The organism is Streptococcus mitis, assembly GCF_946188585.1.
Lineage (GTDB): Bacteria > Bacillota > Bacilli > Lactobacillales > Streptococcaceae > Streptococcus > Streptococcus mitis_DG.
The window spans coordinates 370,607-385,955 of the sequence record NZ_CAMHVI010000001.1; the positions used below are offsets into that span (position 1 = coordinate 370,607).

Here is a 15,349-nt window from a genome sequence, read left to right on the forward strand (position 1 = left end):
TTAAGGCCAGATAGTTCATTAAATTTTATTTTTCAGCTGTAAGGGCAGCCATTGTGATGTAGTTGTATGGTTTGTTGAAGTGTGGCAAGAAGAAGAGGTCTGTCAATGCCAATTTATCAATTGTTACATGCTCTTGGATAGCAAGTGAGAACATGTGGATTCCCATGCTGATTGCAGAATCGTGTGAAACCATTTGCGCACCAAGAATTTCACGACTATCTTTGTCAAAGACAATCTTAATCGCTACTTCATGGTTATCATGTTTCATGAATTCTGGTTTTTGAAGATCGTTTAAGCCTGTTTCCGTTGCATTGTAACCAGCAGCTTTAGCTTTTTCAAGAGTCAAACCAGTTGAAACCATGTGAAGACCGTAGATTGAGATACCATTTGAACCTTGAACACCGATTCCTTCCAATTCATGTCCACAAGCGTTATATGCACCAACGATACCAGTACGAACAGCATTTGAAGCAAGAGCGATGTAGCTAGTGTCTTTACGAGCGTTGTCATAAACAGTCGCACAGTCACCTACTGCGTAAACGCCTGGGATAGATGTTTCTTGTTTCTTGTCTACAAGGAAGGCACCGTTACGGAAGAGTTCAATCTTACCATCAGCAAGTGCTGTGTTTGGACGGAAACCAACTGCAAGGATAACCATATCCACATCGAAAGTTTCTTTATCAGTAATCAAGCGTTCAACTTTACCGTCACCCTCAATTGCTTTAACAGTTTGACCAAGCGCCAAGCGGATGTTGTGGTCTTCCAAGTTCTTCGCCATCATTTGTGTGAAGTCTTTGTCATAGTAACCGTTCAAGACAGTATCAACGATATCAACAAGGATAACTTCTTTTCCAAGACGTTCAAAGGCTTCAGCAAGCTCAACACCGATGTAACCACCACCAACAACAGCGATACGGTCAAGGTGTTGGCTCTTGTCAGCAAGTTTATTGATCACTTCTTCAGCGTTTTGGTACAATTTCACGAATTGTACGTTTTCAAGAGTTGCTTTAAATTCGCGATTTCCTTTAACAATTTCAACACCTTCGATTGGTGGCAAAATTGGTGTAGAACCTGTAGCAAAAATCAATTTATCGTATGATTCTTTGTGCTCTTTCCCTTCAACTTCTGCTGTAACTACTTTGTTATCATAGTCGATTGAAAGAACTGGTGAATTCATGTATACCTTAGCACCTTTAGCTTCCAATTTTTCTTTATCAGAATAGAACAGGCCTTCAGCACCGTCAATTTGTTCACCAATCCAAAGAGCCATTCCACATCCTAGGAAAGAGATGTTAGAGTTTTGGTCGAATACAACAATTTCGTTCTCATTGCCAAAATTATCCAACATAGTATTAATACATGCTGTACCAGCGTGGTTAGCACCAACTACAACGATTTTACTCATAGAAAAATTCCTACCTTCAATTTTAAATTTACCCCTCTAGTATAACATTTACTGTTAGCGTTTACAAGAGTTTAGCTAATTTTCCCGATTTTTTTGTAAAAAAATGTAAATAATCTGTATTTTATCAGCCTTTCTTACAATTACTCTTTATTTTCTGAGCATATTTCTTGACAAGTTTACAAATTTTATTTGTGAAAACGCTGACTTTATGGTATGCTAGTATCATGGAAAGAAAATGTAAGGGGTTAAATTTAATATAAATTTACTATATTTCAACCTTCTTTTCATGAGAGAAAGGAGTTGGTAGCTTGCCTCTTAGTTCACATTCCGACCGGCTAATGGGGACCACTATTACTATTTCATTAGTAGATGAGCAAGCCGATATCTTGCTCCAAAAATCCTTTGATTTACTCAAAGAGCTTGAGTATCGCTTCAATGCCAATAGCCAAGAATCTGAGTTGATGGAAATCAATTATCAAGCTGGAATAGCTCCAGTCAAGGTTCATCCTGATTTGTTTGAATTGATTTCACTTGGATTAGAACATAGCCTAGCGCCCTCTAGTCATCTCAACATCAGCATTGGTCCCTTGATTCAAACCTGGCGCATCGGTTTTTCAGATGCCAAAGTGGCCCAACCTCAAGAAATTGAATCGGTGCTCCCTTTAATCAATCCTCATTCTATCGAGTTAGATTCTTCCACTTCCACTGTATTCTTGAAACAGAAAGGAATGAAGATCGATCTTGGTTGTTTAGCCAAGGGTTATAGTGCGGATAAGGTTGCCCAATTTCTGAGAGAAGAGGGAGTGACATCTGCCTTAATCAATCTGGGAGGGAATGTTCTGACCATTGGAAAAAATCATGCGAGAGGGAATCAACCTTGGCAAATCGGGATTCAAGACCCAGCCAATCCGAGGGGAAATCACTTAATGACCATCCCTGTTGTCAATAAATCTGTCGTGACTTCAGGTATTTATGAGCGTCACCTGACAGTCGATGGAAAAGATTACCATCACATTTTTGACAGCCAAACAGGCTATCCTGTTGAAACAGAAGTCGCTAGTCTCACAATTATCTCTGATAAGTCAGTCGATGGCGAAATCTGGACAACTCGACTCTTTGGAGAAAGACCTGCTTCTATCCTTTGGCAAGTCGAAAGTTTGGAGGGCATCGAAGCCATCCTCATCGATAAGGAAGGTCACCTAAGCTGTTCTTCAGGAATTCCTGCTCTATAGAAACAAGTGTTTCAATGGAGTTTTAAAATCGTATTATGTAAAAAGAGAAAGGAAATCTCATGTTAAAACTTATTGCTATTGTTGGAACAAATTCAAAACGTTCTACAAACCGCCAATTGCTTCAATACATGCAAAAACACTTTGCTGAAAAAGCTGAAATTGAACTTGTTGAAATCAAGGATATCCCTGTCTTCAACAAACCAGCTGACAAGCAAGTACCTGTTGAAATTTTAGAAATTGCTGCTAAAATTGAAGAGGCAGATGGCGTTATTATCGGCACTCCTGAGTATGACCACTCTATTCCTGCAGTTTTGATGAGCGCTCTAGCTTGGTTGTCATACGGTATTTACCCACTTTTGAATAAACCAATCATGATTACAGGTGCTTCTTACGGTACGCTTGGTTCATCACGTGCCCAATTACAACTTCGCCAAATCTTGAATGCGCCAGAAATTAAAGCAAGTGTCCTTCCAGATGAATTCTTGCTTTCACATTCTCTTCAAGCTTTCAACCCAAGTGGAGACCTAGTAGATCTTGATGTGATCAAAAAATTAGATGCTACTTTTGACGACTTCCGTATCTTTGTAAAAATCACAGAAAAATTGCGCAACGCACAAGCACTACTTCGCAAAGATGCTGAAGACTTTGACTGGGAAAATTTGTAAGATAGGAGAGCAAAAAGAATGAAATTTGTTGGACTTGTAGGATCAAACTACGATCAATCATATAACCGTAAACTCTTGGAATTCATCCGTCGTCACTTCAAACTCAAATTTGAATTAGAAGTCCTTGAAATTGACGAAGTTCCAATGTTTAACCAGGACGAAAAATGGGATGAAAGTTTCCAATTACGTCTTTTGTATAACAGAATTACTCGTGCTGATGGTGTTATCATTGCTACGCCTGAGCACAACCACACAATCTCAGCTTCCCTAAAATCTGTTCTTGAATGGCTTTCATACGAAGTTCATCCATTTGAAAATAAGCCAGTTATGATTGTGGGTGCTTCTTACTACGACCAAGGTACTTCTCGTGCCCAAGTTCACCTTCGTAAGATTCTTGACGCTCCAGGTGTCAATGCCTACACTCTTCCAGGAAATGAATTCCTTCTTGGTAAAGCTAAAGAAGCTTTTGATGTTAATGGAAATATCACGAACGAAGGAACTGTTAATTTCCTTGAAACATGCTTGGACAACTTTGTAAAATATGTGGGAGTCGTTTCAAAATTGAAAAAACCAAAACCAATTGAGCCAGAAGATTTATATTGTACAAATTCAATTGCAACTACCATTCAAGGTGTTGACCCTGATGATCCTGAATGGGTAGAAAAAGCTGCTGAACTTGTTGGAGCTGTTTCTGGAGATACTTACGTTAAATTAGACCACGGTATCTTGACAGTTAACCAACTTGACATGTTCTTGAAAGCAATGCCATTTGAATTGACATTTGCAGATGATAATAATCAATTCTTGTACTTTAATAACGCACACCAAGACCCAGATACAATGTTTGGTAAACGTGTCCGTGCTCAATCAGGAAATAGATTAGGAACAGTACACGGTACATTGCCAGATTCTAGAATGAAAAACGTTGAATGGGTTGTCGGCGTATTGCGTAACGGGGATCAAGAATATGTCCGTACAATTGTACCAGGAACACCAGAAGGCGTTATTAATACCCATAATTACCAAGCAATGTATTACCCAGATGGTTCATATGCTGGAATCAATGAAATCATCTTTAATTTCCAACCATGGCTTGACTGGTACCTCAATACGACTGGTCAACGTCTAGTCGGTGGAAATGCTGCAGCTCCTGCTGGAGGACATGGTGGAGCAGATGCTACATCTGGAGCTTCTGATGCAGGTGATGCTGGAGGCCACGGTGGTGGCGCAGACGCTACATCTGGCGCAAGTAACTAATAGTAGTTTTATAGGAACCATTTTGGTTCCTTTTTTAACCAAAAAATACTAGCAGTTTGTATCTGCTAGTATTTTGATTATTATTTCATCTATCTTTGTTAAAAGAAAGAATAGTTTTTATGAATTTGGATCATCAAGACTTCTGCCATGTAAACCTTTTTCACGTTGTACTTGGCGTAGTTTTTCTGGTGTAACATCATTTCCTTCTTCGTCCACAATTTTGATTCCTTCAATGTGGTGACGAACAGTGCGACGATAACCTTCGATGTACTCCTCACGTAGTTTGGCTTGTTCAACTTTTTCTTCTGGGGTCAAGCCTTCTGTTTTTTTCTTTTTAGCAAGCTCGTTGATACGAGCAATTTTTTTCGGATCCATTTCTTCTCCTTTGTGATAAGATAAAGTCCGTTTATCAAACTTTATTTAGTGTTAATTTGGTTAAAACGTGCAAGTTTAGCTGCTTTTTGAGTTAATTGCGACAAGATTGCCAAACGATTTTGACGGACTGCTTCATTTTCAGCCATAACCATGGTATTCTCAAAGAATGCATCAATGACTGGGCTAAGAGCAAAGAGCTGTTTCAATTGCTGACTTGCAGATCCTGATAAAACGAGTGTTTCTACCGCTTCTGCCAAGGCTTTCTCTTCTTCATTTTCAAAGAGAGCTGGATCAACCGTGTCGGATCCTTCTGCCTTCTCAGCCAAGTTAAAGGCACGTGAAAGTGATTCAACAGATGGTTTGAAGTCTTCTTCCTTGCTTGCTTCTACGAGAGCACTTGCCGCTTCCAACATATCCGCCACAACAAAGTTTGATCCTGCAAGAACGGCTTCCTTAATATCTTTTGGAGTAGAACCCATCATCTTATCAACACGAGCCTTGATAAAATCCATAACCTCTGCCTTATTTTCATAAGTCAAGCTATCAAATTTCAATGCATAAAGGCTATCAATCAGCTCATCCATAGCAATATGCCAACCAAAGGCATCCAAGATACGAACTACACCTTGAGTTGCACGACGAAGGGCATAAGGGTCATTAGAACCTGATGGAATCAAACCTACGGAGAAGAAGCTCAAAATCGTATCCAATTTGTCTGCAATGGCAAGCACTGCACCGACCTTGCTCTCTGGAAGTTCTCCTTCAGCTGATGTAGGCATGTAGTGTTCACGAATAGCAGCTGCCACTGCTGGAGTTTCACCAGCAAGAAGGGCATATTTTTCACCCATAATTCCTTGTAGTTCATCAAACTCGCCAACCATACCTGTCAACAAGTCAAACTTGTAAATAGCAGCTGCACGGGCTAGGTCAATCGTTTCATCAGCTGACAAACCTGCTTTTTCTGCCAAGAGAATAGCAATCTGACCCGTACGAATCATGTGTTCACGAAGAGAACCAATTTTCTCATGGAAGGTTACATTGTTTAATTTTTCAACAAGGTCTGAAATAACCAATTTTTGGTCTTCACGCCAGAAGAATTCTCCGTCTTCCAAGCGGGCTACCAAGACTTTTTCATTTCCTTTGATGACATTTTCCAAATGCTCAGCATTTCCATTACGAACAGAAATAAAGTTTGGCAAGAGTTTGCCATCTTGATCGCGAACAACAAAGTAACGTTGGTGTTCTTTCATTGAAGTCACCAAAACTTCTTCTGGAACTTCAAGGTATTTGGCATCAAAACTTCCCATAAAGGCCGTTGGGTATTCAACCAAGTTCAAGACTTCATTAAGCAAATCAGCATCAATTTCGATGCGTACACCATGTTCAGTTTCGATTGCTTTGATTTGGTCAACAATCATTTGCTCACGTTCACGAGGATCCGCAATTACAAACTGTGCACGAAGGTCTTCTTCATAGCTCAATGCTGACTGAATCTTAGTTTCTTGCCCCAAGAAACGATGACCACGACTCACGCGACCGCCCTTGATATCAAGGAAATCCAAATCAAACTCTTCTTCATCTAAAAGAACAGTTAAAGTGTGAACAGGGCGGATGTATTCAAAGGTGTTGTTAGCCCAGTGCATGCTGACAGGGAAAGTCAATGACTTCAAGACATCTACAACACCAGGAACAATGGCTTCAACTGCTTGTCCAACTTCTTCCTTAGTGACATAGACATATTCTTCACCCTTGATTTCACGGAATTCGATATCTTCAACAGTCAAGCCTTTTCCACGGACAAATCCTTGAGCTGCTTTGGTGAAGTTCCCATCACTATCCAAGGCAATTTTCTTTGCTGGACCCTTGAAATCTTCTGTCAAATCAGACTGTTTATCTGCAAGACCAGTTACACGAACAGCCAAACGACGTGGTGTTGAGAAGGTCTGAATAGCTTCAAAAGACAGGCGATTTTCCTTGAGGAAGGCTTCCATTTTTTCGCCTAGTTGTTTTTCACTTGGTGTGACAACATAGGCTGGTAATTCTTCAAGACCGAGTTCTACTAATAAGTTTTTTGTCATGTTTTTTCCTTTACATTTTCTTCAATCTTTTTTGATATGCACCTTAGGTACTGGGGACGTCGCTAACTAACTTTGTGAGTCTGTATGGAAATCTAATGCAAAATTGATCAGGATTTCCAACAGTCTCATCAAAGTGGATTTATCTGACTGATTTTTGAACCTAAGGTTTCAAAAATCCCCACATAACAGTACGGCGGTGCATATCCCTCTAGCAAGTCTTCGACTTGCCTCTAACGATTTTAGAGCACAGTATTACTCACTATTCTGCGTCTTCTGCTAAGAGTTTAGCTCGTGTTGCTTCATCCAAAAGTGGATAACCTAGGCGTTTTCGTTCTGCGACAAAGGTTTTAGCTACGACACGGGCCAAGTTACGGATACGTGCGATATAGCCTGCGCGCTCTGTTACAGATACAGCACCACGCGCATCAAGCAGGTTAAAGGTATGTGAACATTTGAGAACATAGTCATAGGCAGGGTGCACTAATCCTTCTTCCAAGGCACGACCAGCTTCTTTTTCAAACTTATCAAAGTTTTCCAGCAACATTTCTTGGTCCGAAATTTCAAATGAATATTTTGAGTGCTCGTACTCAGGCTGGATGAAGATTTCTCCGTATTTTACACCATCAGCCCACTCGATATCATAGACAGAATCTACTTCTTGAATGTAAGAAGCCAAACGCTCCAAACCATAGGTAACTTCCGCAGTCACAGGACCAGTTGCCAATCCACCAACTTGTTGGAAATAAGTAAACTGAGTGATTTCCATCCCATCAAGCCAAACTTCCCAACCAAGACCAGCTGAACCAGTTGATGGGTTTTCCCAGTTGTCCTCAACAAAACGAATATCATGTTCCAAAGGATTGATTCCCAATTTTTCTAAAGACTCAAGATAAAGTTCTTGGATATTTGATGGAGAAGGTTTCATAACCACTTGGAATTGGTGGTGTTGGTAAAGACGGTTAGGGTTTTCCCCGTAACGACCGTCAGCAGGACGACGCGATGGCTCTACATAAGCCGCATTCCATGGCTCAGGTCCGATAGCGCGAAGGAAAGTGTAAGGACTCATTGTCCCCGCACCTTTCTCATTATCATAAGCCTGCATAAGCATACAACCTTGATCATTCCAAAATTGTTGCAAAGTCAAAATAATTTCTTGAAATGTTAATTTCTTAGACATTGTTTACTCCTTTAATTTATATTATGTTTTTAGATGGATTTATCAAGCAACCAAGAAAAGGCTGGATCTTGAAAAATATGACGTTTGGGAACAGTTTGTAAATTCTGATCGCATTCATCTATTGTACCTAATTTCAAAGCACAGACTTCTGGTATATTTTCTTGAACAGTGAAAATTTGACTATGACAGTTCTGGCAGTAATAACGCTGTTTTCCTGGAGAAGAACTATAAGTAACAAGCTTTTCTTTTCCATGCAATACTAACTTTTTACTGCTAACTTTGGCATTAACTGTATAGGCAGACGCAGTTGCTTTCCGACAGAATGAGCAATGGCAAAACACTAATTCAGATAATTCCTCATCTAGAGTGTAGGTTACTGCTTTACATAAACAAGATCCTTTAAGCATTAAGCTCCTTTCTACTTAGGCATTAGACGAAATTCAAAAAGAACCGAATTCCAACACCCAAGCCTTGCGACTAGGGGCGTCAGAAACGCGGTTCCACCCTAATTTATTACTTCATTGTTTTTGAAAATACTACAGAAAGCGCCAGTCTCTTATTTTGTCCTACTTGGCTCCCACTGTCCCAAGCTCGCTTGAAGAACGCCATAAGACTTTCTTTCTTCCTGACTATTATATCAGAATTGTAACATACTGTAAATCAAAAACTATAGAAAGATGTATTGTATTCTCTACTCACTTTTTGAAAAAGTTGCAAGTCCAATAACTGACAATAAGAGAGAAATTCCTGAAATACTTAGAATAATAGAAATCATGTTATTCTCACCAGTGGCTGGTAATTGTTTTCCTTCTTTGTTGACTGTAGCTAAAAATACTTGTTGACCACTTCCAGCTAGTGTTTTATTCTCATGCTTAGCTTCTATATTGGAATGATGTATTGCAATTGATGTAGCTTTCTCAATTTTATCATTGCTAATTGAAGGCTTAATAGTTGAGACTTGTCTATTGTGACTTACTAATTTAACAGGTTTCACTTGAGAAACTGGTTTAGCTGGATTAACTGGTTTAATCGTTACAACTGGTTTAGCTGGATTAACTGGCTTAACTGGTGCAACTGCTTTAGTTGGATTAACCGGCTTAACTGATGCAACTGGTTTAGTTGGAATCTCTACTTTATTAGCCTTAAGTTTTACAGCTGTTTCTTTTAGAGCATTGATTACTTCATTAATTTCTTCTTGACTAGCTTCTGTATTTTCCAAAAGTAGCTTAGCTTTGTTGAAAATAAGATTATATGCATCTTTCTCCTCTTTGCTAGCTGTCAAAAATCTTGGATCTTTGTCTTGGAACTTCACTTCATCCACGATAACGTTTTTTAGGCTCATGAAATCTGTTTCTTTCCCATTCAGCTGGTCTTGTGCTTTCAAGAAAGCGGTCAATAGACGGTCGATTTCATCTTGAGTTATCAAATCTTTTGTAATTAATAATGCCAAGAGTTTAAATTCACGATCATATTGACCTTTGCGTTCTTGATCAGAATTTATATATTTACCTTTTTTAACTGTCTCAGCATATGCTTTAATGGCATTCTTCAATGATGTGATATCAGATTCCTTACCATCCAATGTTTGCATAGCAGACTCTAAAGCATTAACAATTTGATCAATTTTATCTTGGTTAAGTTTACTTCCCAATGCTAGTTGCGCATCTTTGACACTTTGATCAAAAATCTCTTTTAACTTCTGTTTTGTATTATAATATCTCGGAGTTTTAACTACTTCCATTTGTTTATTTAAAGCTGCAATCAGAGCTAACTTAGAAACAACTGAAAGTGACAAAACATTATTTTTACCAAACAGAACTTTAAATGGTTGAAGATTATCAAGTAATTCATAACCATTTGACAGATTTACAAGAACCTTATATTCACCAGTAACTACTTTCTTACCATAAGAATGTTTACCATATGTTTCAGCTGGCAAGACTTGACTCTGACCGTCTTCACCTACTAAAGTAATAGTTGTAGTTCCAGGAACAGCTTGATTAAAGCCAACCGTTACTGGGGCATATTTCATTTTGTTAGCCAAGAAGGTAATAGTTTGAAAACTGTTTTCTTTCGTTAAATCAAATTCCTTAGATAGAGCACTCACAAATTTCAACTCTGTACGGTCATAGCTAAAAATTTCTGCAACATAATGCCCAAATTTCAAGAAATTAATATCTTTTGACTTATCAACAGTTACATATTGACCTTCGCTATTTTTAATGCGATAAACATAAGTTGTATCAATCTCATCCTTGGTTTTATTGTTTAGTATAGCAATTTTTACACGACCACTATTTTCTTCACCTACAAGATCTTTGAGAGATATAAAATCTACATTTCCCGCAAAGTCTTCTACATAATAGAAGATTTTCGATTTATCAACGTTCTTAGGAAGTGTATAACTACCATCTTCATTTTGTTTGATAATTTGATACTGTTCGATTTCTGAATCTGTCGCTTCTCTATTTTCAGAAGGACGAATATAAAAGACTTTTTCTAGAAGAATTCCCCCATTTCCTACATCCTGAGGTTTACGAGCTATAAATTGTTCTTGATCTTTTTGAGAACGAATATATCCCGAAGTAATCAGAGGTTTTTGTGTATCGATTTGAATTTTAAATATTGTGTATTGTTCCTCAGCTCCAGGGACATCTGGCTTATAACTAATAACATAGTCATAAATTCCATCAGAGACTCGATTTCCATTAGAATCCTGTCCTCCCCAAGCTGTTTTATCTACAATGTAACTTCTTGGATTTCTAGTATCGCCATCAAAATAATTTTTTACAAGGTCTGTCGGACGACTTTGCCAAATAGGCTGACTGTGTGTTGTATCCGAAGAATCATAAACCGTCGCACGAAGATTTACCAAGTTTCTATAGACAAGAGTTTTAAATTGAACAGAATCCTTATTTCCATCCTCATTTGGCGAGATAGCAAGGCGGATGTTCCCTTTTTCATCTAATTGAAGATGGTATTTCCCTTCAGCATCTTGTTTCACTCCGAGTACAGTCACTCGATTTCCTTGACGCTCTGCTTTTAAAACATTTACATCATTTTCAGAACTTGTTAAATAAGTTGCATCGTCTGAAGGTGAAATTCCTGGATTATCTTTATCAATTTCAGAGTAAAATCCACTGTTTCCTTCCTTAATCAATTGATAAATTGGTTTTTCAATTGCAGGTAGATTTTGGAATTCTCCCTTAAATCCCATAAATGGTAAACCAATAACAGAACTATCATCTGCAGGATTGACAAATCTAACAAATCCTTCTAGAAAATATCCATTTGGCATTATTTTGCTAAGTTCTTCAGTAAACTTACTTGTATCTACACTAACTGTTACCGTCTTCGTACTATGAGCTTTCACAGTTACTTCAGGCCAAACTGTTTCAGTTAGTTTTCGTGGACGGAGAGTGAATTTCCCTTCTTCAACTTCGTCCGTATTTGTATTTACAATCATCTTCAATGTTTGGTCTTTATCCGAAATATTATGAATTGTAACTTCAAAGGTAAATTTATCACCAACATTACCAAGAGTAACACTTGGATAGTTATTTGCACCTGTTACAAATAGATCTGTGCTTGTTGCCGCCATCGTGTCAACTACACCAGCACCTTGCTGACGTGGAGAAGTATAGGCTCCAGTTTGTTTATTAAAATGTGGTTTTGCAGTAGACATAATTAAAGCTTTTACAATCTCTGAAATTTGACTAGCTGATAATTCAGGATGTTTCTTTGCTAAATATTCTTTGACTAATGCTGCGACACCAGCTACATGAGGAGCAGCCATACTTGTTCCACTGATACTTCCATAACTGTTGTCGTTAAATGATGAATAGATATTTCCACCAGGTGCAGTAACATCTGGTTTCAATTGTCCATCTGTTGTAACTCCCCAACTTGAAAAATCTGACAATTGGTCTGCAACATCTGATTTACGATTATCCATCTTGTGATTAAAGACAATTTTATACTGACCAGATTTAAGAATTTCACCATAATGTTTTGAAATAAAGACAGATGGAATTTTCTTAGCATCACCTGTAACAGACATACTAACATTTGCACCTTCAACGTTGTTATAAATTAAAACTCCAACTGCACCATGTTGAAGAGCATTTTTAATCTTATCAGAAAAATTAATTTTACCACGTTGAATCAGTGCTAACTTGCCTCTTACATCAATATTGGCAAAATCTTCTTCACGACCAATACCCGCTGCTACATATTCGTATTCTTTCCCTTTTTCAAAATCTTTTTCTGTTTCAGGTCTATTAAAATCAAACTTACCATAATCAAGGGTAGCGTCATTTTCTAAACCTTTTACTTCAAATACTTCAGTAGTTAGAATTTTATTATTAATCGAAGCAACAGAAATTGAATCTTCTACTGTAGAGGGATTTCCAACGAGACCATAATCAGGATTTTCTGCTAATGGTTGTGAAAAACCTCTACCGAAAGTATTACTATTACCAGCAGCGATAACAACAGATACTCCTTTAGCGCGTGCTCTTTTTACTGCATCAATGATATCTGAACCTGCATCTACCGTTGAACCCGCACCTGCACCCAAACTCATATTAATCACATCCGCACCTAACGCAACTGCATCATCAATGGCCTTTACATAAAGGGCAGAGGCTGTAGTTTTATCTCTGTCTGAAAAAACTCTCATAAACATTATTTGAGCTTCTGGCGCAACCCCATAAACCTTCTCAGAATTTGGAGCTTTATTAACAGGATTTCCGGCTACAATCCCAGTAACGTGCATTCCATGAGACTCTTTTTCAGCCTCTTTTATATTATCAGTTCCATCAAAGTAATCATAAGCATATACTACTTTGTCACTGTACCATTTCCCATAGTCAATACCAGCAGCCTTTTTAGCTTTTTCGATATCATCCTTATTTTTAAATTTCGCCTTTGACGGATCAGAAATACGCAAAACTTCATGATTCAAATCAAGACCTGAATCTATAACAGCGACTACAGTTCCTTGTCCTTTATGTCCTGCTTCCCAGGTTTTAGGGACAGTAATAATTTCATTACTGGAGATACTGTTTGGCTTTTCTTTATGTCCACCTTGAGATAACGACTCTGATTGTAAGCTTTCCGAAGAAGAATTACTTTTCACTGCTAAATCTTCCTTCTTCTCTTCACTTTTTATAGCAATCGTTTCTTTCTGTGTGGTTTCATCCTTGTCTGACTTATTATCTCTATATTCATCTTGTTTTAATGACTCTGTCACTTCTGTTTTTTCCTTCGAAGAAGAATTTAGAGCATTCTTGTCAGCCGTGACTGGCGGTGCGATATTATTTGAATCATCTAATTTATTAATTGTTACCAAATGTGTAACTTGATTTGATGATTCAAATTTTCCCTCATCGGCACTAACCTGTGCGAAAGCAAATCCGAATGCAAAGACCGATAGCAGAAAAATCGTTGCTATTTGGTACTTTTTATGACAAAAATCTTTGCAATCTCCCATAAAATCACTCCTTTTTATTTAAATTAAAAGTATTATATCCTAAATTGTCTGAAAATTCTATCAAAAACTTATTTTGTAACAAAATTGTAATATTAATCAATTATCTCTCGAGATTTAAACATAAAAAAAATTTAGCCTCGATTAATACAAGACTAAATTTATTTATTAAATAATTACTTTCTATTCAATTACTCATTTAGTAAAAATCTTACTGATCACGGTCATAGAATAGTTCATGTGATTTCAATCGTGAATTAAGCATTTCAGGAACTGTGACAAAGTCATAACCTTGCCCTTTCAAATAATCAATAACCTTCGGAAGAGCATTTACCGTCTCAGCATGGATATCATGCATGAGAATAATAGAACCATTCTTGACTTCACGCTGAATTTCTGTCAAAATAGCTGCTTCATTTTTACTCTTCCAGTCCAGACTATCCACATCCCACATAATGAAGCTCAAATCGAGACTATTTCGAATGTCATCTGTAATAGCTCCATAAGGCGGACGCATAAGTTTAGAACTAGAGCCCAGCACCTTAGTTAGCGCATCCTCTGTATCAGTAATTTGTTTTTTAGCTTCATCAAGGGAAAGTTTTGAAAGCACTGGATGACTCCAACTATGGTTTCCAATAACATGGCCGTCCGATTTCATACGTTTCAAAATCTCTTCATTTCCAGAAACATTCTTACCCAGAACGAAGAAAGTTGCTTTAATTCCGTACTTAGAGAGAGTATCTAAGGCTTGATTTGTCGTTGCAGGATTTGGTCCATCATCAAAAGTCAAGGCTACTACTTTACGATTTTTCTTTTCATAATAAGCCTTATATAGCTCTGCATCCTTATCTAATAAATAAGAGGACTGAATAACTTCAAAGAAACTAGATATTGGTAAGGCAATCTCGTCTAGATTTTCAACTGCCTGACTTGGATAAAGGATAATCTGACTATCCTTGTAATCAAAATTCCATGCAGACAAGTCTTGGTCAGAGAAGCCTTTAACAAGCTGATCGATCTTTTCTTGCTCCAATTTCTTATCCTGTAAGAAAGAGGTGATTTCTTTTAACAACTGCTCTTTGGCTTTACTAGGATCTGAAAATAATTGATCAAGTGTAAAAGTTTTACCATCTTCTGTCAAATGGACTTTTGCCAGACTAGTTTTTTCAGTCTCTTCAACTTTTGACGAAGTTAAATCATAGACTTGTTTCATCACACTTCGGTTAACAATCCCTTTTAAAGTCGAATCCTGTTTCTCCGTATAATAAAAAACCAGATTTTCCTTGTCTTCCAGATTTTCCTTAATATCCTGTGTCATGATTTCTTTTACAGATGAAATCACTTGCTCCCCTTGGAGAGGATAATAGGCAATTACTTCGGCTTGTCCCTTACGAAAATGATCTTTCTGATTTCCCTCACTCAATTGATCATCTTTCTCTTTCTTGAGCGTTTCAATCCTTTGTTCAAAACTTTGCTTTGTATATATTTTGTATCCAATCATTGAACCAAGGACACAAATACTTACTGAAAAGATAGCTACTAGGGCTATTAAACCGATTCTCTTTTTATCGTGCTCAACACGATTTGCTCTACTTTTATCCATAGAAATATCATATCAAATTCAGGCTATAATTTCAATGAGAAATAAGTACTATTACTCGTTTTGAAC

10 protein-coding genes are annotated in these 15,349 nt (G+C 37.7%); 3 read left to right on the forward strand and 7 right to left on the reverse strand.

Annotated elements, in window-relative coordinates:
- Positions 1 to 25: 25 nt before the first annotated feature.
- Positions 26 to 1,405 carry a H2O-forming NADH oxidase gene (nox, locus tag N8M66_RS01875; RefSeq protein WP_261045272.1) on the reverse strand — a complete coding sequence of 460 codons (1,380 nt, stop codon included), beginning with the start codon at positions 1,403 to 1,405 and terminating at the stop codon, positions 26 to 28.
- A 308-nt stretch (positions 1,406 to 1,713) separates the two neighbouring features.
- Between nox and N8M66_RS01880 the strand changes: the two genes are divergently transcribed.
- The 3 genes from N8M66_RS01880 to N8M66_RS01890 are packed head-to-tail and all read left to right on the forward strand — an operon-like array spanning position 1,714 to position 4,559.
- On the forward strand, positions 1,714 to 2,637 hold the full coding sequence (locus N8M66_RS01880) for an FAD:protein FMN transferase (RefSeq protein WP_261045274.1): 924 nt from the start codon (positions 1,714 to 1,716) through the stop codon (positions 2,635 to 2,637).
- Positions 2,638 to 2,696: 59 nt separating this feature from the next.
- Positions 2,697 to 3,302, forward strand: a complete 606-nt coding sequence (locus N8M66_RS01885) for an NADPH-dependent FMN reductase (RefSeq protein ID WP_042751459.1) — start codon at positions 2,697 to 2,699, stop codon at positions 3,300 to 3,302.
- Positions 3,303 to 3,320: 18 nt separating this feature from the next.
- Positions 3,321 to 4,559 (forward strand): NAD(P)H-dependent oxidoreductase, encoded by a 1,239-nt coding sequence (locus N8M66_RS01890; protein WP_045607182.1) that lies wholly within the window; start codon positions 3,321 to 3,323, stop codon positions 4,557 to 4,559.
- A gap of 117 nt (positions 4,560 to 4,676) precedes the next feature.
- Here the strand turns inward: N8M66_RS01890 and N8M66_RS01895 are convergent, their stop codons facing one another.
- The 6 genes from N8M66_RS01895 to pgdA all read right to left on the reverse strand — a co-directional run bounded on the left by N8M66_RS01895 (position 4,677) and on the right by pgdA (position 15,283).
- Positions 4,677 to 4,934 carry a DUF896 family protein gene (locus N8M66_RS01895; RefSeq protein WP_084926903.1) on the reverse strand — a complete coding sequence of 86 codons (258 nt, stop codon included), beginning with the start codon at positions 4,932 to 4,934 and terminating at the stop codon, positions 4,677 to 4,679.
- A gap of 41 nt (positions 4,935 to 4,975) precedes the next feature.
- Positions 4,976 to 7,012 (reverse strand): glycine--tRNA ligase subunit beta, encoded by a 2,037-nt coding sequence (gene glyS, locus N8M66_RS01900; protein WP_261045277.1) that lies wholly within the window; start codon positions 7,010 to 7,012, stop codon positions 4,976 to 4,978.
- Positions 7,013 to 7,271: 259 nt separating this feature from the next.
- The gene (glyQ, locus tag N8M66_RS01905; RefSeq protein WP_000038733.1) at positions 7,272 to 8,189 is read right to left on the reverse strand and encodes a glycine--tRNA ligase subunit alpha; all 918 of its coding nucleotides are present in this window, start codon (positions 8,187 to 8,189) and stop codon (positions 7,272 to 7,274) included.
- 29 nt (positions 8,190 to 8,218) lie between these two features.
- Complete coding sequence (locus N8M66_RS01910; RefSeq protein ID WP_261045278.1) at positions 8,219 to 8,596, reverse strand: GFA family protein; 378 nt, start codon at positions 8,594 to 8,596, stop codon at positions 8,219 to 8,221.
- Positions 8,597 to 8,880: 284 nt separating this feature from the next.
- Positions 8,881 to 13,683, reverse strand: coding sequence for a S8 family serine peptidase (locus N8M66_RS01915; protein WP_261045280.1), 4,803 nt, complete (start codon positions 13,681 to 13,683; stop codon positions 8,881 to 8,883).
- Between the two features lie 208 nt (positions 13,684 to 13,891).
- Positions 13,892 to 15,283 (reverse strand): peptidoglycan-N-acetylglucosamine deacetylase PgdA, encoded by a 1,392-nt coding sequence (gene pgdA / locus N8M66_RS01920; protein ID WP_261045282.1) that lies wholly within the window; start codon positions 15,281 to 15,283, stop codon positions 13,892 to 13,894.
- Positions 15,284 to 15,349: the final 66 nt, after the last annotated feature.